Genomic DNA, 16,912 nt, shown 5'->3' with positions numbered 1-16,912 from the left:
GCTGTACGAGACGTATCCGCCGGCCCACGCCCGGCGGATACTCGACAAGCTAGAGTTTCACTACACGCCAGTTCACGGCAGCTGGCTGAACATGGCTGAGATCGAAATCAACGTCCTCAGCCGGCAGTGTCTTGACCGCCGCATCCCCGATGCAGCGACCCTCCAACAGGAGGTCGCTGCATGGGTTGGAGACCGAAACAAGAAGAAGTCTCAGATTAACTGGCAATTCACAACCGAAGATGCTCGCATCAAATTGTATCGACTCTACCCCTCAATTGACGATTGACGGAACACTAGGTGGTCCGTGTTCTCTAGATGACCAAAAACTGCCTACTCGATTTTCTCAAGCAGAGTTTAAATATAGTAACTATTCGATTACATCAATAGTATCGTAACGAAGCTTTACATAATACGGATTGATGTAAGCGTGAAGCGTGGGATTGAAAGAGTGAATCTACAAAATAAACAGAGCATCACTCAGAGACGCTTGAACCGAGCGTCTGAACCCTGAAAGGTGGTACCAGAAAGCAAAGTTGGATACTTATAAACCAAGCTTTGAAGCGAGAAGCCAGGAGTAAACAGACAGCCCACAACAAGGCCCAACGAGTAACAGGTATTTTAATTTATCACCGATATAGTGCAGTTGATGTCCCTTACACGTCGAACTGCAGTCCGCACACTGGCAACTACCGGTGTGTTTGGTGTTGCTGGATGTCTCGGATCGTCCGATGCACGTAACTGGAATCTCGAAGAGAACGTGGCAATCGCCACTGCCCAGCAGTACAACGCACCCGGATGCGGATGTTGTAAGCAGTATGCGTCGTACTTGCGCGACAATATCGACGGGAAGCTCGCTGAGACAGTCCCGGAAGACATCGTTCGCATCAAAGAGAAGTATAACGTCCCCGAAGACCTCCGTAGCTGTCATACGCTTGTCTTCGAAGACTACGTCGTCGAAGGACACGTTCCAGCACAAGTAATCGCGAAGCTCCTCACAGAGAAACCGGCGATCGATGGCGTCGCACTCCCCGGGATGCCAGCCGGAACGCCTGGTATGGGTGGGACGAAACAGGGACCATGGACCGTCTACGCAATCGGTGGAAAGCAAGCCCAAGGAACGTACGTCGAAATCTGATTTAGAATTTAAGTAAACTGTCTAATTAATCTCCCGAACTGGCGTTCGTCCGTCGAACGCTTGTTGCGATCGCTGAAAATTATAGTAATGAACGAACATCACAAGACACTGGTGGCCGCTTAGCCGACTGTCCACCCACAAGTTGTGGAAACGGTCGACCCTCATTCTCAATGTATGAAACCACTTTCTGATCAGGTTTCGGTCTGTGTAGTCGACCCGACCGTTCAGTCCTAATCGAGAGAGGGCAGTCCGATAGCCAAGCCATCCGTGAGAAGCACAGTATCTGAGCAATCGTGTTTCTCACAGATTTCGTGGAGAAACACAGCCGCCGGATTAGTCCTATGGCGCTCGAACAATACGACGTGAAGAATTATCTTTGTGTCGAGGTCTATTGCAGCGTACAGCCAAGACCGCTTACCATTAAGTTTGACAGCGGTCTCGTCGACAGCGACTCGCCTCGGCTGCGCCTTCGACGGGTCTGCGACACTGTCGACCAACTGCTGTATCTACTGGGAAATCGGTTGAGACGAGCGTTCGACGCCGAGGAGATGCAGAATCGCTTCTGTCTCGCTAAGCGACAAACCGTCAGCATGGAGTCGGACAGCAAACGCTCCAACGGGCGTCCCCAGAAACCTCCGCACTGGGCGGTTCCGGCGACAGACGTTGTCTCGTCGTCGAACGCCACGTAGTAGTCGAAGAGGGCGGAGGTGTCCGACCCGACGCCGATCAGACGGTCGAACGCTGTCTTCCCTCTGGCGAGGGCGTCGTCTCGATTCGGTGCTTCGATTATAGTAGCTGGTGTAACTGGTCACCCAACCCGACTGCACGCCGTCGTGTGGTCGGGTGAGTGATGACTCACACTATAGCACGTAGATGAGTCGGTGCATCGTGGCTCTCGGAACGCAGTGTGTGTGACGCCCCACACCCTTGGAGGACAGAAAAATTGTTCTCGAGGCGCTCAATCTACCACCAATCGATGCATCTTGAGTGACTCATGTCCCGACGTCGCCCCGGATCTGTTCTTCAAGGAGGTCAAGCAACTCCCAAAGGGCACTAACTGGTGTCCGGGCATCGAGACTCGACAGTGAGTACTCGTATTTCGTGTCTGGTGTGGATCGCTCCTGGAAGTGAAACCATCCTTCAACGTGTGAATTGGGTTCGTTGTGAAACCCACAGTCGTACCCGCTGGATTCGCTGTAGTGCAATTTGAACATCGCCTCGAAGTGGGTTCGTGGTCCAGCAGTCGTCGGATCTGCGGGGTCTGGACGGGAATCACGATCGGCGATAGTTGGCGACGGGTACCACACGAGTCGGAGGGTTGCGGTCTCAGCGTCACGTCCGAAGTACGCTGGAGAAACTGCCGCACCGACTTCGGCATACGCACCGTCTGGCTCACCCCACGCCGCATTGATAGCGGGGTGTTGTTCGAGCTGCTGGCGAAGTTGACGAAGAATACGGTGACGCTCAGCACCGGGGTCGCGACCACTGGACGGGGGTTGGCCGGTCATGCCGACGCTGGGCGTGACGAACTGTAGGTGTCGTAGTGTTCGAGTGCGTCCCGCACCACTGACAGCCGATACTGTGCGTACTCCCAATCAGAGACGGCTTCGAGACGATCACGTGCTTCTTCCGGAGAGAGACTGGCCGTTGCAATCGACGTCCTGAGTGCAGCTGGTGACTCAACGTCGTATGTGGTCGAATACGACGCCAGTTCTTCTTGAAGTTCAACCGCTTGCGTGGCGAGTTGGTCTTCGGTATTTGCTTGGATGAGTTCGCGAATATCTTGTGAGCGCGTGTAGATGGCATCAGGACTGTACCCAGTTCCGTGGTCAGTCGTGGTTGTTGCGAGCACGCCGAGTTCAGCAAGCCGTGAGAGGTGACTCCGGGCAGTATTCTCCGAGACGTGCGCTTCCTCAGCGATCCAGGCAGCGGTACGTGGGGTTGACAATGTGAGAGAAACGCTCTTGACCCGGTCAAATGCAGATGTCTGTTCGATCCAAGTCTCGCTCATACCCTCTACTTTGAACTCAACAGCAATAATTCTATCTCTAGCTCAATTTACTGAATCTCTCCGGAAGCGTCCGCTTCCGGGTCTAGTAGCACTCCCAGCACGGAAACTCGTCGCCAAGCTCTGCACAGTCGCACACATCTAACTCCCCAGAATCGCCGTCGCTCACGATGATTCTGCCGTCGGCGACCGCCTGCGTTGCAACGGCATCGAGGAGTAAGGCTCGCATCGCAACCGCGACACGGTGTTTAGATACCGAGAAATACTTCGCGTCAGCTGGGCGCATTCACAAACCACCGGAATCCGCCGTCAACGGGTTGACTCACAGACCGAACACGAGTCATCTGTTCGTTGACTGTCGTTTCACAGTGACGACACCCGCAGAACAGACTGTTTCCGGCACCGAATCGGTCTCTGAAGTACCGGTGCAGATGAGTGCTAACGACACGTATGCGATTCTCACTCTTGATCTCGAGTTACTCGGACTTCGCATTCAACTAAACGAAATCGAACTCGACATCACTGGCGAGACTGGGTTCGGAAACCTGCTTTGCGCGATCGCTGACATTGGGTCTGGTGGGTTGGATAATATCCTCGAAGACGTCCTGCAGGACCTATTCGACCTCATCAACCGGCTTCTTGGCAGTCTCAGCACCTAAGTACCTACGGAGTAAGTGAAATATACCAATTAATTTAATCACGATTTGAAAAGCAACAGTTATTGATTTTGCCGCCCTCCTTTGGATTGAATCACCCTCGATGGCCAACAGTGGATACAACTACAGCGTTGCCTGCACGCACTGTGGAGCAAAGCCCTTCAGTGAAGGGCCACACCACGACCCCGACTGTGACCGTCATCAGTCAGAGTTAGCCACAGAGAGCGAGTTGGTACAGAGCAAGCAGTGCCGGTATTGCAACGTCCGGCCCTTCATCGCCGGGCCGCATCATGCATCCGACTGTCGGCGGTTCTTCGACGTCAAGTCGACTACCACCCCGTCGCCCAACGCTAGTGAAGAGGAGATAGTTAGCACGGAATCTAGGCAGATTACCTTCGATGATATCCTCGCGATCTTCAGATCGGCCGAAGTGCCGCTGCTCACCGCCGAGGAGGTTGCTGAAACGCTCGACTGTTCATCAGCGGTTGCTCACGGTGGTCTGGCTCATCTTGTTGACCGTGGGACCCTCTACAAGAAACGTGTCACCTCGGAATCGGAAGTGTTCTTGCTGATAGAGAAGGACTCCGAATCGTAGTCTTGGCTTTCTTTAGGCTCTGAAGGACGTGAACTCCGATCATCGAATTCGGGCGATATCCTTCGGTTCCGACCTGCAACAGACACCTAATAGTCCGTCTATTTCGAGACCCAGAATCCATACTATCAACTGAACAGGACTCTGCCAGTATCAAGAGTAAAGAACTCCGACAGGACTGCTAGGCGTACGCTTGAGAGGCGATGAAGGCAGCGACGGCGATACACACGAAACCTAGGGCACGGACGATCCAGGCCCACATTTCGGGGATATCGTTGTCTGTTCCGTAGTGCCCCCGATGACGACGTTGTGGCCCGAGAAACACGGACAGTCGGAGTGCTGTTCGCGGCGCTGCAACGAGCACCACACCGAGGCAGATACCGAGGGCAACTGCGAGGAGTTCACGGATTCCAGGCATCTACGATCGAAGTCGCCTAATGCGTTCTTCGACGGGTGGGTGTGTCGAAACCAACTTCGTGAGCAGACCGGTGCTCTCACCGAAGATACAGAGCGCGTTTACCTGTTCGTCGACTTTCGACTCACGGGCGCGCTGGTTGCCGTGCTGAATTTTCTCCAGAGCACGAGCTAGTGGGTCACCACTCCCGATGGCGCCCTTCGCGTCGGCGTCTGCGACGTACTCGCGGTACCGTGAGATTGCAAGTACGAACAGCATAACGAAGAACTGAACAATATTTCCAACAACGATCGCAAGGAAGAAGTCTGCGAGATCGTTGTCACCCGTGAAGAGGACGAGATACTGGGCGACGATCGCCACGATGGACGCGATTCCCTGCCCGATGACCATCGTGACGACGTCTCGGTTCGCAATGTGTGCAAGTTCGTGAGCGAGAACCCCTTCAAGTTCATCCTGGTCGAGCAACTGAATGAGTTCCTCGGAGACGACGACGACGCCGGCGCCCTTTCGGCCCACGGCGAACGCGTTCGGGACACCCATACGGGCAACCTTCAACTCTGGTTTCTTGATACCCATCTCCCGGGACAGTTGCTCCACTCGTTGGTGGATGTAGCTGTACTGCTGTTCGGGCATGTCTTCGGCCCCGACGCTACGGAGTGCCGCCCACTTGCCAACCTTGTACTGCACGCCGATCAGGAGGATACTGCCGAGGATAGCGATGGGCCAGATTCCCGTTCCAAACACGACCATCGCGGCGGCGACTACGACGAGATAGAACGCAGCGAGGATGGTACCGACGATGGCCATCCGTATCTTGAGTCCGAGATGTGGCATATTGGTGCGTTGCGTAGTTAAGCATAAAAACTCCTTGAAGGAAGTACAACGAACTGCGCTTGACGCCGTCTCAGTGGGCTGGTTCCTTCAGAGGATTGGTTTCGCATCTTCTTGTCTGTACGAGCCGTGATCGAATAATTGCCGAAGAACAAGAGGGTATTCGTCGCATCTCAGCCCATACCAAGAACTGTCACAGAGGAACTCATCGAAGACGACTTCGTTGATGGCCGGATGAAGTCGGGTGAAGAAATCGCACTGGACATCGATCAGACGTTGACCCAGGACGTCACCGGCACGATTGTCATGCTCGAGCTCGAAGCCATGGACGTCGATCACCTCGAGACCGAGCTCTCTGCCCAGTACGTGGACCACAATCTCCTCCAGGAGGACAACAAGAACCCCGACGATTATCTCTTTTTGCGAAGTGCCTGCCAGAAGTGGGGAATCTGGTTTTCGCCCGCCGGCAACGGCGTCTCGTACCCTGTCCACCAGGAGCGATTCGGAGTGCCGAGCAAGACGTTGCGCACTGGCGCCCTACTATCTGGGAATGCGGGCGGCGCTGGCCGTCAGCTACGCTCGCATCCACTGGCAGAACCTCGTGAACTTCGGTATCGTACCCCCCGAATTCATCGACCGGGCCGATTACCAGGCGATCGAGCAGGGCGACACCCTCGAACTCCCTGACGTTCGCGAGGAGATACAGAACGGAACCCGGGCCACGGTGCGTAACGCTACCTAGGGCACCGCCTTCTCGGCCGAGCACACGTTGAACCCGTGCCAGGTTGAGATCGTGCTGCGAGGTGGGTTGATTGAGGACTACAAGCAGTGAAACATCGACGTGGGATTTGGTGTCAGCTTCGACTCGCCGATGTCGGAGTTGCTGCTTGCACGTGAACTGCACCACAACGGGGGACAGTTAACGGTCCCCAGCGGTGACGTGGAGACAAGAAACATCGAATGGCAGACGAGACATTTGTACGTGTCTGGTTTCTCATTCGACTCCTTTGTGAGCTAATTTCTGAGTGTTTGAACAACGGGCATTGCTGGCCTCCACTGACGAGTTAGAGAAACAACCGTAAAAGGTTGTGAGACTGTAACACATTGTTTCGAATCGTGCCGGCGGTGAGATGTTCTCTACCAGTGTCTCTTCACACAAGTTTGGAAGCGTGATAGCGGTGACTGTATTCCATCGCTCTCTCTCTTAAGTAGGAGTGTATCGACTTACTGGTTTCTGTCGCGAGTGGTCGGACTCACTCCCGAGGTGAAGCCTTGGAGCATTCTTCTTGCACTCTGTTAAAGATGCCAGCTGATACAGACAGATAGCTCGCGTAGCTCAAGAGTTCCCCTGTTGGTGCTCTCTCCATGTTCGTGGAAACAGTGTACAGCCTCTTCTGACGGCAGTCCACTGAGCGCTCGCGCCGGGCGAGCCTCAAACGACACTAATCAACACGATAACTCTACGAAAACCACCAGACGTAAACGGTGTTGAACGGATTTGAATCGCCACTAACGGACGAGTCACTTTATCGATAGCTGGTGAGTGCCTTCGAGTAGGCCAATGAGTACCCAACCCACCTCGGCAACAGTACCGTCCGAACCGGCAGTGTCCGAACAGTCTCTGAGCCGAGATGACGTGTTTCATCTTCTCCAGAACGCGCGTCGGCGTAGCGTGGTGCGATATCTGAGCGAGCGCGACGATGACTCGGTTTGCGAAATGCGCGACATTGCAGCGCAGGTCGCCGCCTGGGAGAACGACAAACCCATTGCACAGTTGACTTCGGACGAACGCCAGCGTGTGTACATTTCGTTGTATCAGGGTCACCTGCCGAAACTCGACGAGAAGGGCATCATCGAGTACAACCAGAGTCGTGGCTGGGTCGAATCGACACCGCTGCTCAAGCAACTCGAAACGTATGTGATCTCCGAGACTGACGAGCAACAGGCCGACTCCGAACAGGCGACTACTGAGTCGGACTCGACATCACTGAAATACTATAGTGGCGCGACAGCCGTGAGTGTCGTCCTCTTCGTCGCAACCACGCTGGGACTCGCTCCGGCCGTCATTGCCGGATCGCTCGCCACAATCATCACGGGACTGTTCGGTGTGACAACCCTCGGTGTCACGTCACGCACAGTCCGGTGAGTGGCATCCTCTGGTAGTGAGTTGACAAACCGAATTCCGTCGATAGAACGCTACGACTCGGCTGTGACGACTTCGGCGAAGACCGCTGGTTAACGTACTATTCGAGAACCAGTTAGACCGCTCGTCGGTTCACGACCGAACTTTCTCAACGATTCGCGTCGCGACATCTTTGGGACCTTCTTGTCTGAGGTTCGGCTTCTTCGGAACTCGGACGCTTCTGATACGTAAGGCATCGCTTTCGGAGACACTCCCCATCTGAATCGCCGCTCCCTCGGTGACCGTTTCCGCGATCTCTTCCGCCCACTCGGGGGTATCGGCGAAGCTCTCGAACTGGTCGTCGTCTCGAATTCGAAACCGGTAGTAGTCGTCCGTGACCTCCTCGGTCTCGATCTCTGATTGATCGACCATACACCTCGTTGGTTCTCGCCGAATTAAATCGTGATCGAAGAGATAATCGACGCGAAGGCAGAACGACGGACCGATTCAGAGCGGGCATTCGGTGACGTCGACTTCGTCGGAAGCGCTCCGCACCCCGAACATCTTGAAGAGATCGCTGAGGAATTAGACGGATTGAGCGAGGGCCTCATCACTACCGGAGACAGCCACCACGGACACCGGGACGAAGCAGATCGCATCGAGACGTGGCGTGGAACAGATTGATAACGAACAGGCCATCACACCAACCTGTGCGTCTCCCGACGCACACCAGGTCTCTCGGCCCTACAATCACGACCGGCGCTTTTCTCGTCGGTCGTGAACAACTGCACCACCGCCGGCTGCCAGCCACTCCCCTGGTGGTCGGTACTCCGTCTCGACCCTACGCAGTAAATCTTCCCTGTATCCGGTGATCTCGTCCCATAGGCGATTCGCGACCCACCTTCTTTTGCCAACAGCGAACCTACAGACGTGTATGGCAACCGACTCTCATGATCACGACCATGATCACGGCGACACGGAACCGGTCACTGACCGCACGCACGATAACTCGTGGTCGGCGAATCTCGAGAAGTCACAGTACGCAGACAATCGTTCCTTGCTCGAACGACACGCGGTCGAGGCCATTGAACACACGACAAGCGGCCACCACGTCAATCTCGTTACTCACGAGGCACACGGCCATCCGGAGACGTATCTCTATGACGCGCTCGGCGACCGGTTCGAGGAGGCGGACGTTCGGTGCGAGTATATCGAACAGTGTGGCTGTGGCGGCCACGTCGTTCGCGCTCACGTCAAATAGCGCTCACGAACGAACGGCGGTCGCGACCTGCGAATCCATCCACCAACCGATTCGAGCACCATGGTAAATGTCAAATCGCTACAGAAACTTGACGGGGCACCGCATGCAAACGCATTTCCCAGTGAGGAGCCGAAGACGATCCGATTGACCCTTTCGGAAGGGGAGCACGTTGAACCGCACGCTCACCCGGATCGGGAGATCGTCCTCTATCTCATCTCTGGTGCCCTTGAACTTCAACTCGACGGGGAACCCTACCACGTGGATCAGGGGGATGTGGTTCACTTCGATGGGGCGCAAGAAATCTCTCCGGTTGCAAAGACGGACTGTACCGGATTGCTCGTTCTCGCTGCGAAACGAGAGGCACCTAACGGAAAAGATCTTGACAACGAATAGCAGCGAACCGATTGATACCGCACAGTCCATCACGTCCTTCTTGACGATCGCAGGACCGCCCAATCGAAGAACTCGCCATTGGTCGCGACGCGAATACCACTTTGTATCTGTCCGTTGAAAAGTCATTGAGGAACCACCGATGGAAGACTGTACTGTCACATTTGACTCGTTCACCGATATCGACGCGAAATCGCCCACCCTCATTGAAGGGTTTCCCGGATATGGGTTGGTCGCTGCAATCGCTGTTGACTAGATCACGAAGCAACTTGGACTCCAGCACCACGGGAATCTCGTCTCCGAGGAGTTTCCACCGGTGCTCTCATATCAGAATAGACGAGCTCGGGATACGGTCAGAGTGTATGGAGGCACTACCCCTCCGGTGATGACACTGCAGAGTGATCTTGCACTCCCCCCAATGGCGTACAAACCGCTGAGTCGGTGTGTCCACGAACAACTGGCCGAAGAGTTCGATCGAGCGATCTTCTTAGCCGGTGTGCCTGCCCAACGAGAGACGGACCTCGGCACTGTCACAGCCATCGCGACGACGGCGGCACTCGAGTTCGAGGAACTAATGGTTCGATGCTCCATCTCTGATTCATAGTGCACCAGCGACGAGGAGGTGTTTGTCTGCGAGCACTGCGGGTGCTGCTGCCACCAGCACTGTCTGGAGGAATACGATACCGATGTCTGCCCGAAGTGCGTTGGAGAGTCGATGATTGGAGCAATCGAATTTTAGCAGTGCAAGCACATTACCGCTGCTGACAGTCCGGAGCCGAAGTATGAATGTCCAGCTGAGGAAATACTTTCTTGACTCTCCCCGTAGTACGGGTATGTCTACAACCGTTGAACTCCCCGACACCGATCAGACGTGTGCCTACTGTGGGTCACGTATCTTTGACCACGACCCGATCTGTGTGCGCGACTGTACCGACGACTGTGGGTCGCCAACGTACTTCTGCAACTACGCGTGTCTCTCGACCTACGTGGACGAAAATAGCCTGACGACTGGCGACGCCTGTGAGTGGTCGCCCGACGACCCCGACTGCTGTTGAGGGGACGCCTCAAGTCAGGGCCATCACTGGTGGATTACTGGTGGCTGCCCAACTTTATGAACGCAGTCGACAGATATTTCTAGTGGCTCACATGTCCACCGAACGTACCTCCGACGGCCTGCTCCGCATCGTCCTGATCGTCCTCGCAGTGATCGTCCTGTTTCCTCTGTTGATGATGGTATTCGCGATGCCGATGATGGGCTGGTGGTGGGGCGGCGGGATCGCTGGCGGCCTCTCACTGCTGTGGGGGCATCGGGATGATGCTTGTCTGGCTCGTCGTCCTCGTCGGTATCGGCTATCTCCTCTATCGCGGCCTCGTCGGCGGCGTCGGGTCGTCGCTGACCGGCGATAGAGCACTCGAGGAACTCCGAGTGGCGTACACTCGTGGTGATCTCTCCGACGAGGAGTTCGAGGAACGCCGCGCGAAACTCAGCCGTGAGGAGTCACGATAGCACGATCATATCTCCGACAGTACAGTGGCGGGAATTCCTGATCACGCTTGGAGCTGGCATCGCAGGTCTCTCTGGCTGCGTCGGGAATCTCCTTGGCAGTGACGACGGCGTCGACAAGACGATTTACGTCGGGGCCTACCACTGGGGCTTCGTCATCGTTGATGAATCCGGCGAGAAACAAGATCATATCAGCCTGCGGCGTAACGATCTTCTTCGTGTCGTTTCATTCATCCTCGTTGAGGGCGCGCCGATAGATGACAGAAGCGACCCCACGTGTTGAAAGTGGAGTACCGAGTGCCGAAGCCATCCGATCCATCTCTGAGAGCGCAAACTGGAGGTTTCGCTCGCCAGCGTCTTTCGTCCGGACGCGCTCTTGCCACGTTCGCAACCGGCTCATCTGCTCGCGCTTTTTCGAGGAATGAGGTCGTCGACGAACAGTATCTCCCCGAAACTCGACCTCGGCGATCAAACTCATATCATTCTCCAAGTGAGATCCTGAATACGACCAGAAACGAACACCTCTCTCGATTTGTTCCGGATCGGATTACTGGTTGAACTGAGCCTTCACCCAACCTACGGCACTCCACGCTGAGATTATATAAAATCCTTAGCACAAAACCTATATCAAATGAACGGGTTTTGCTCACAAAAATGCAACAAGATAAGAATGTGTGTCGTCGAAAATTTATTACTAGTCTGTCAATAGCATCGTCGACGCTTTTTGCTGGGTGCATGGGCGGCAATTCGAACGCTGAGGAGACGGCAGCTCCAACAGAGAGTACGACAACTGAGATGACTGCCCACCAGACCGAGACAACTGAGACGTCGACACCCGAACCGTCGCAGTCAGACGACTTCGGATCGCCGCAACCGATGAAGCCAACTGCAGCATCGTTCGAGGACCTCTCGTTCTGGCAAGCGCACGCGAACGTGAACCTCACTGCCGACAAAGAGACGGTCTATACCGGTAGTCAGTCTGCACGTATTGAGAACTCTAGTGGAACGATCGTCTGGGAGTTCCCGGTGCCGGTTGATTTGTCCAACAAGGACATCTCACTCGCGGTCAAACTCGACAAGCCGGAGCCGACGAACCTTCGCATCTGGTTCACTGACACCGCGGGCAACGAGATTCGGCTCATCCAGCAGCTCAATCAGAACCACCCGAACACCTGGATGCGGGTCAACCCCTCGATCAACTCCGTCGATGGTGATCTCGGAGCGATCGAGTCGATGTTAATCACGCTCGACGGCGACGGTGCGGGTAAGCGCTACTGGCTTGACGACATTCGGTTCCACCAGAAGCAGACGAAGACGGGACAGGTGATGCTCTCGTTCGACGACATCTCGATCTCGATCTACGAGGACATCTTCCCGATCATGCAGGAGTACGACCTCAAGGGCGTCGTGGCTGTCCCGCCGGACATCATCGGCAACGACAATCGGATGAACCAAGAGCAGTTGGACGAGCTGAAGAAGGCCGGCTGGGAGTTCGCCAGCCACGGTAATGATCTTCAGGCGCTCTACGGCCTCAGGCGCTCCGCCCAGAAAAAGAAGATCGAACGTGCAAAGCGACTGATCAAGGAGCGCGGTCTTGGCGATCCGATCGCCTTCATGTATCCTGGTGGTGGGTGTGACAAGCACACGGTCGAACTCGTCCGGGAACATCACAACCTCGGCTACCTTGCGTTCAAGGGCTCCGAGAAGGGGCTCTCGCAGTCGGCGCTCATGGGGCCGATGTTCGTCAACCGCTCGCGACCGAACACACCCGAGGCAGTTGCGAACCAACTCGAGGTCGCTCATGCGTACCGTGGGATGTACAATCTCTATCTGCACTTGGTCGGCGACGATGCCGAGAACTCCACGAGCGACTTCCGCGAAATGTGCGAGCACATCGCCACCTACAGGAAGCAGGGGAAGATCGAAGTCGTCCAGCCTTCAGACGTCGTCCTGAGCGAGTAAGTCATACTGATTGTATCTTTTCAGTGTAGAGATACGATCTACTCCGGTTGTAACCGACTCGCGCCCTTTGTTCAGCAGAGTGTCGGAACCTACCCATATCCGCTGTTAGAAAATGTGCGTGCTGAACTGAGAGGACGTCTCTCGCAAAGGTCTACTGTGACTCGTCCTCACTGGATGGTCGTTCAGCAAGCCGATCGAAACGTGATTGTGTTCGGTTCTGAACACGCTCGTCGGGTGATCGAACCACTGCATGGAAGTTCCTCGATGCTCGAGCAGCGTAACCGCTTCAGAAGACAGTGGTCATGGCAGCGTACTCGAAGCGAGCGGAGTGAGAGTTGATCGCGGAGCACGCCGTTCACAAATAATGTCCGGAGAAAGTGGTGCACAAGCAGCGAACAGCACACATCGGGCGGTGAGGTGGTACTGCTCACGTACGCTCCGTCTCCGAACTCGACCCTTGTTCTGTCCGGCCAAGATAGGCATAACAGTTCGGACACTGAATCGGCCGGGAGCCGTGCGTGTCTCTCTGTCCGCGAAAATCCACCCACTCGTAGCCACGACCGCAGTCGTCGCAGACGAATATAATCGCCACAAAGAATTGTTTTTACAAAGACCTATCGTCGCTTTGGTTTCTGTCCTCTCTCCACGCTCCCTCAGGGGTCGAAGCAGGGGCGACGCGTGAGCGTCGATGGGAACGAACTCTCATTCTGAGTGGCCCGTTGGTCGCTGTCCCGGTGAGGTTGTTCAGCGGCAAGTGTACTCGGAGTGGTGATTCCCCGTCGTCGACCACACTGGGTGCGAGGCGTGCATCGGCGTCATCGAGTGGTAGCGAACGGTTAGAAGCAGTAGGTAACGATCTCGGGTCCACCACAGGTTGAACACGTCGCGTCGGTGGCCGTGCACGTCGTCCCACACTGTTCACGCTCGTCTTCGCCCCTCTCTTGCTACTGGAGGCCGGCGGTCTCGGCACCGTCTACTCCGACATGGTCTCAAACTTCAGCAGCGACGCTCCCACGCTCCTCTCGATGGCCAACTTCTCCTCTATTAAGGACTTCTTCCTCTCATACGCGCTCGAACTCGGCGTCTGAGGAGTCGTCTTGCTGGCGACGTCGCAGCGCCTCTTCGCTGCCGTATCACCTACCGTCCCTTCATCGGCACAGCTCATTTTCTCATCTCTCAGGTACCCTCCCCGTCCGACCGCGAGCTTAGACGTCCAGTCCCTCGTCGGCCAACCGTGCGCGCACACCCGGAAGTGGCTGGAGTTCGTGTGCGGCCATCGGCCCGACGAGCGTCTTCCAGTCCGTCAGTAGGTCCCGCTCCGCGAGGACGGCGATAGCGAGCTCACCGACGCCACCGTAAGTGAGTGATGCGAAGTCCCACCCGGGGCTGCCCTGCGGGAACGGCCCGTCCTCGCGCGGACGACGGATGTCGAGGACGCCCCCTAGCTGGCGGGTCGTCTCGACGGCCAGGTCCTCTCCCTCCGCGAACCGTGTCAGCGGGAACGTCCGGTTGTCGACGATGAGCACGCCCATCTCTCCGTCGAGGGCCGCGCTCACGTCCGTCTGCCCAGCCTCGACGAGGAGCGAGACCACGTCCATGGTCGATCCCTCGCCGCTGAGGGTGTCGATGTAGCGAACAACGGTACCGTCCGACTCGGCGTCCGCCGGTGGTTGGTACTCGACTAAACCGGCGGTGACGAGTTCCACGTCGATACCCCGTGAGAGGAGGACCCCGTCGAGGGTAATGCTCGACGGGATTCTGAGCGTGACCTCTCCGTCGTCGACAGTGGGGGCTGCAACGACGGGCCCGAGCGCGGACGATGAGAGCACCGAGAGCACGTCGAGTACGGCCGGAAGATCGGTCGACCGGAGCGAGACGCTGCAGGCGATGACGTCGCCAGTGTCCTCCGCCGGGTCGTAAGTCACCTGACTCGTGAGGGTTGCGATTCGCTCCCGGACGCTCTTCAGCCGACTGCTGATGTCGCCCTTGTCGAGTTCGGTTCGTCCTCGGTCGGTCAGTCGCCGACCCTTTCCGGGTACCTTTGCGGTGAGCCCCGTCTCATCGAGCTCCGAGAGCATGAGACGGATGGTGCGGCCCTTAATAGAGTAGCCGCGCTGTTGCATCTGCTCGACGAGGCGGATGCTCCCAATGGGCTCGTTCGCACGGATGAGACGGAGCAGGTCGTACGTCCTGCGGTCCAGATCGTTACCCATTCGACTCTACTGACGCACCGTCGCTTGATAGTGGTACTGTTCGCGCGCAGTTGACCGAGGGTCGTCGCCGCAGCGTAATGAAGAGACTGCGAGACAGATCGCCGGTTGGAGGTGAGGAGATAGGACCAGGAAGGCTCCTGCACACGGAGCAGGTAGGGAGTCGCAGTTCTGACGCCGTCAGTTGGAAGCGCTGCTGGCGAGCGAATTCCGCCACTCGCTGAGCTTCTCGATCGCGGGCGGCCCCGTCGCGAGACTCACGCCGACGTAGATGGCGGTGCTGGCGACCAGTCCGTAGATGATCGGCAGGTTCGAGCTGAATCCGTACGCCCAGAGCGAGACGACCACGACGACCCCGCCAAGACAGATGGACGAGAGCGCACCTTGCCACGTCGCCCGTTTCCAGAAGAACGCCCCGAACACCGGTACGAAGATGGCGCCGGTCAGCAGGTCGTACGCTAGCACAAGTGCGTTGACGACGTTGCCAATGCGGATGGCCGCGAAGACCATGAACCCACCAAGCAGGACGACGACGATTCGGGAGACCCGCGTGTAGGTTGTGTCGTCGGCGCCGGGGTTGATGAACCGTTTGTAGATGTCGCTCGTGACGAGGGTGCTGGATGCGAGGAGCGTCGAGTCCGCGGTCGACATCATCGCCGAAAGGAAGCCAGCGAGGATGAGCCCCGAGAGTCCGGTCGGAACGATCTGTAGGATGAGCCGCGGGAGCGCGAGTTCGGGGTCAGCTAGGTTTGGAAGCAAGACGACGGCGATGGTACCGAGCAGCGCCGTGGCGATGCCGTAGACGACCGCGTAGGCTCCGGCAATAATCGTCCCCGTCCGTGCCGTCTCGGCGTTCTCGGCGGTGAACACCCGCTGCCAGATATCCTGACCGATCATGATGCCGAGCACGTACAGCAGGAAGTAGCTCGCGATAGTGTCTACTCCAATGCCGGTCGGATCAAAGTAGGCGGCGTCGAGCGTCGAGGTGAGACCGCTGATTCCCCCGACTGAAGAGAGTCCGAGCGGGAGCGCAAGCAGGAAGATGCCGACCGTCATAATACACCACTGGACGAAGTCGGTGATAGTGACGGTCAGCATCCCACCGAGCGCGGTGTAGAGGACGATGATGACGCCGGCGGCGACGATCATCGACGTCTGGCTATAGCCGAAGAGGACACTAAACACCTTCCCGATGGCGATGGTCTGGGTTATAGCGATGGTCAGTGCGTACACCGCGGCGATGAGCGCGCCAATAGTCCCGGAGTAGCGGTCGTACCGCCGCTCCAGAACCTCACCGAGCGAGTACGCCTTCAGGTTCGCGAGATTCGTCGAAATGAGGAGCCCGAGCGCTGCGGTCCCTAACCCGAGCATGATCACTAGCCATGCGCCGGAAACGCCGTGCTGGTACCCCAGTCCGCCCCCACCGACGGTCGATGCACCCCCAAGGATGACAGCGGACATAACCGGCACATACATCCAGATGGGGATGTTCCGTCCGGCAACGAGATAGTCCGAGAGCGTCTCTGATTTTCTGTATCCCCAGTAGCCCAGCCCCACCATCCCGAGCAGGTACAGGGCGACGACGGCGACGTCGATGGTTGCTGCAGCCATGGTAACCAATTGCCACCACCAATGGTAAATATCTTTGGTAACAGCTGGCGTGAGACGAGTACCCAGATCAGAGATCAACCGCCCCCGAAATATCGCCCAGACTGCGTCGTTAACGGTGCGCGCGGATGACATGATGCGCCGCATTCGACGCTTAAGACGGCTTTATTCGGGTTTGAAGGCTGGAACGGTGTGGTGTCAATAACCGATGGAAGTTG

20 protein-coding genes and 3 pseudogenes are annotated in these 16,912 nt (G+C 56.7%); 15 read left to right on the top strand and 8 right to left on the bottom strand.

What is annotated here, in order from left to right:
- Together BSG17_RS19045 and BSG17_RS19040 are read left to right on the top strand one after the other, a co-directional pair.
- A partial coding sequence (locus BSG17_RS19045; RefSeq protein WP_170864872.1) for a transposase occupies positions 1 to 286 on the top strand: 286 nt, incomplete at its 5' end.
- A gap of 471 nt (positions 287 to 757) precedes the next feature.
- Positions 758 to 1,135, top strand: coding sequence for a DUF411 domain-containing protein (locus BSG17_RS19040; protein ID WP_244531606.1), 378 nt, complete (start codon positions 758 to 760; stop codon positions 1,133 to 1,135).
- 21 nt (positions 1,136 to 1,156) lie between these two features.
- Here BSG17_RS19040 and BSG17_RS19035 read toward each other — a convergent pair.
- A pseudogene (locus tag BSG17_RS19035) lies at positions 1,157 to 1,776 on the bottom strand (IS6 family transposase).
- A gap of 863 nt (positions 1,777 to 2,639) precedes the next feature.
- Positions 2,640 to 3,146 carry a DUF7342 family protein gene (locus BSG17_RS19025; RefSeq protein WP_089826926.1) on the bottom strand — a complete coding sequence of 169 codons (507 nt, stop codon included), beginning with the start codon at positions 3,144 to 3,146 and terminating at the stop codon, positions 2,640 to 2,642.
- Positions 3,147 to 3,313: 167 nt separating this feature from the next.
- Between BSG17_RS19025 and BSG17_RS26240 the strand changes: the two genes are divergently transcribed.
- Together BSG17_RS26240 and BSG17_RS19015 are read left to right on the top strand one after the other, a co-directional pair.
- On the top strand, positions 3,314 to 3,802 hold the full coding sequence (locus tag BSG17_RS26240; protein WP_139246706.1) for a hypothetical protein: 489 nt from the start codon (positions 3,314 to 3,316) through the stop codon (positions 3,800 to 3,802).
- 100 nt (positions 3,803 to 3,902) lie between these two features.
- Positions 3,903 to 4,394, top strand: coding sequence for a hypothetical protein (locus tag BSG17_RS19015; RefSeq protein WP_139246705.1), 492 nt, complete (start codon positions 3,903 to 3,905; stop codon positions 4,392 to 4,394).
- A gap of 415 nt (positions 4,395 to 4,809) precedes the next feature.
- On the opposite strand, the gene BSG17_RS19005 is transcribed toward BSG17_RS19015, so the two are convergent.
- On the bottom strand, positions 4,810 to 5,613 hold the full coding sequence (locus tag BSG17_RS19005; RefSeq protein ID WP_089826918.1) for a M48 family metallopeptidase: 804 nt from the start codon (positions 5,611 to 5,613) through the stop codon (positions 4,810 to 4,812).
- 114 nt (positions 5,614 to 5,727) lie between these two features.
- Positions 5,728 to 6,129 carry a hypothetical protein gene (locus tag BSG17_RS27580; RefSeq protein ID WP_211609217.1) on the bottom strand — a complete coding sequence of 134 codons (402 nt, stop codon included), beginning with the start codon at positions 6,127 to 6,129 and terminating at the stop codon, positions 5,728 to 5,730.
- 58 nt (positions 6,130 to 6,187) lie between these two features.
- Here BSG17_RS27580 and BSG17_RS27575 point away from each other — a divergent pair, with 58 nt between their 5' ends.
- Together BSG17_RS27575 and BSG17_RS18995 are read left to right on the top strand one after the other, a co-directional pair.
- A complete protein-coding gene (locus BSG17_RS27575; protein ID WP_211609216.1) occupies positions 6,188 to 6,379 on the top strand; it encodes a hypothetical protein in 192 nt (63 codons plus the stop codon).
- Positions 6,380 to 7,198: 819 nt separating this feature from the next.
- Positions 7,199 to 7,783: a DUF7344 domain-containing protein gene (locus tag BSG17_RS18995; protein ID WP_089826916.1), complete on the top strand. Its 585-nt coding sequence runs from the start codon at positions 7,199 to 7,201 to the stop codon at positions 7,781 to 7,783.
- 129 nt (positions 7,784 to 7,912) lie between these two features.
- Here the strand turns inward: BSG17_RS18995 and BSG17_RS18990 are convergent, their stop codons facing one another.
- Positions 7,913 to 8,191, bottom strand: a complete 279-nt coding sequence (locus tag BSG17_RS18990; RefSeq protein ID WP_089826914.1) for a hypothetical protein — start codon at positions 8,189 to 8,191, stop codon at positions 7,913 to 7,915.
- A gap of 30 nt (positions 8,192 to 8,221) precedes the next feature.
- Between BSG17_RS18990 and BSG17_RS18985 the strand changes: the two genes are divergently transcribed.
- The 7 genes and pseudogenes from BSG17_RS18985 to BSG17_RS27195 all read left to right on the top strand — a co-directional run bounded on the left by BSG17_RS18985 (position 8,222) and on the right by BSG17_RS27195 (position 11,197).
- Positions 8,222 to 8,443 (top strand): hypothetical protein, encoded by a 222-nt coding sequence (locus BSG17_RS18985; RefSeq protein ID WP_089826912.1) that lies wholly within the window; start codon positions 8,222 to 8,224, stop codon positions 8,441 to 8,443.
- 250 nt (positions 8,444 to 8,693) lie between these two features.
- Entirely contained in the window at positions 8,694 to 9,020 is a 327-nt protein-coding gene (locus BSG17_RS18980; protein WP_089826910.1) for a CGCGG family putative rSAM-modified RiPP protein, read from the top strand.
- A 60-nt stretch (positions 9,021 to 9,080) separates the two neighbouring features.
- Positions 9,081 to 9,413: a cupin domain-containing protein gene (locus tag BSG17_RS18975; protein ID WP_089826909.1), complete on the top strand. Its 333-nt coding sequence runs from the start codon at positions 9,081 to 9,083 to the stop codon at positions 9,411 to 9,413.
- A gap of 253 nt (positions 9,414 to 9,666) precedes the next feature.
- Positions 9,667 to 10,014 carry a PAC2 family protein gene (locus BSG17_RS28470; protein WP_342028351.1) on the top strand — a complete coding sequence of 116 codons (348 nt, stop codon included), beginning with the start codon at positions 9,667 to 9,669 and terminating at the stop codon, positions 10,012 to 10,014.
- A 229-nt stretch (positions 10,015 to 10,243) separates the two neighbouring features.
- Complete coding sequence (locus BSG17_RS18965) at positions 10,244 to 10,465, top strand: hypothetical protein (protein WP_089826905.1); 222 nt, start codon at positions 10,244 to 10,246, stop codon at positions 10,463 to 10,465.
- 91 nt (positions 10,466 to 10,556) lie between these two features.
- Positions 10,557 to 10,917 (top strand): annotated as a pseudogene (locus BSG17_RS28670) (SHOCT domain-containing protein).
- Positions 10,901 to 11,197 (top strand): hypothetical protein, encoded by a 297-nt coding sequence (locus tag BSG17_RS27195; protein WP_170864871.1) that lies wholly within the window; start codon positions 10,901 to 10,903, stop codon positions 11,195 to 11,197. Before BSG17_RS28670 ends, BSG17_RS27195 begins: the two are co-directional and overlap by 17 nt.
- Here BSG17_RS27195 and BSG17_RS27570 read toward each other — a convergent pair.
- Positions 11,147 to 11,344: pseudogene (locus BSG17_RS27570) on the bottom strand (transcription initiation factor IIB); the annotation flags it as partial. The gene BSG17_RS27195 and the pseudogene BSG17_RS27570 overlap by 51 nt on opposite strands.
- A 365-nt stretch (positions 11,345 to 11,709) precedes the next feature.
- Here BSG17_RS27570 and BSG17_RS18950 point away from each other — a divergent pair.
- Together BSG17_RS18950 and BSG17_RS27190 are read left to right on the top strand one after the other, a co-directional pair.
- Positions 11,710 to 12,876, top strand: coding sequence for a polysaccharide deacetylase family protein (locus tag BSG17_RS18950; RefSeq protein WP_170864870.1), 1,167 nt, complete (start codon positions 11,710 to 11,712; stop codon positions 12,874 to 12,876).
- 941 nt (positions 12,877 to 13,817) lie between these two features.
- Positions 13,818 to 13,964 (top strand): hypothetical protein, encoded by a 147-nt coding sequence (locus BSG17_RS27190; protein WP_170864869.1) that lies wholly within the window; start codon positions 13,818 to 13,820, stop codon positions 13,962 to 13,964.
- 117 nt (positions 13,965 to 14,081) lie between these two features.
- On the opposite strand, the gene BSG17_RS18945 is transcribed toward BSG17_RS27190, so the two are convergent.
- Both BSG17_RS18945 and BSG17_RS18940 read right to left on the bottom strand, forming a co-directional pair.
- On the bottom strand, positions 14,082 to 15,089 hold the full coding sequence (locus BSG17_RS18945; protein ID WP_089826901.1) for an NrpR regulatory domain-containing protein: 1,008 nt from the start codon (positions 15,087 to 15,089) through the stop codon (positions 14,082 to 14,084).
- Between the two features lie 177 nt (positions 15,090 to 15,266).
- Positions 15,267 to 16,697 (bottom strand): sodium:solute symporter family protein, encoded by a 1,431-nt coding sequence (locus BSG17_RS18940; RefSeq protein ID WP_089826899.1) that lies wholly within the window; start codon positions 16,695 to 16,697, stop codon positions 15,267 to 15,269.
- Between the last annotated feature and the right edge of the window lie 215 nt (positions 16,698 to 16,912).

The organism is Halogranum amylolyticum (assembly GCF_900110465.1).
Taxonomy (GTDB): Archaea; Halobacteriota; Halobacteria; order Halobacteriales; family Haloferacaceae; genus Halogranum; species Halogranum amylolyticum.
This window is presented reverse-complemented; position numbering and strand designations above follow the sequence as displayed.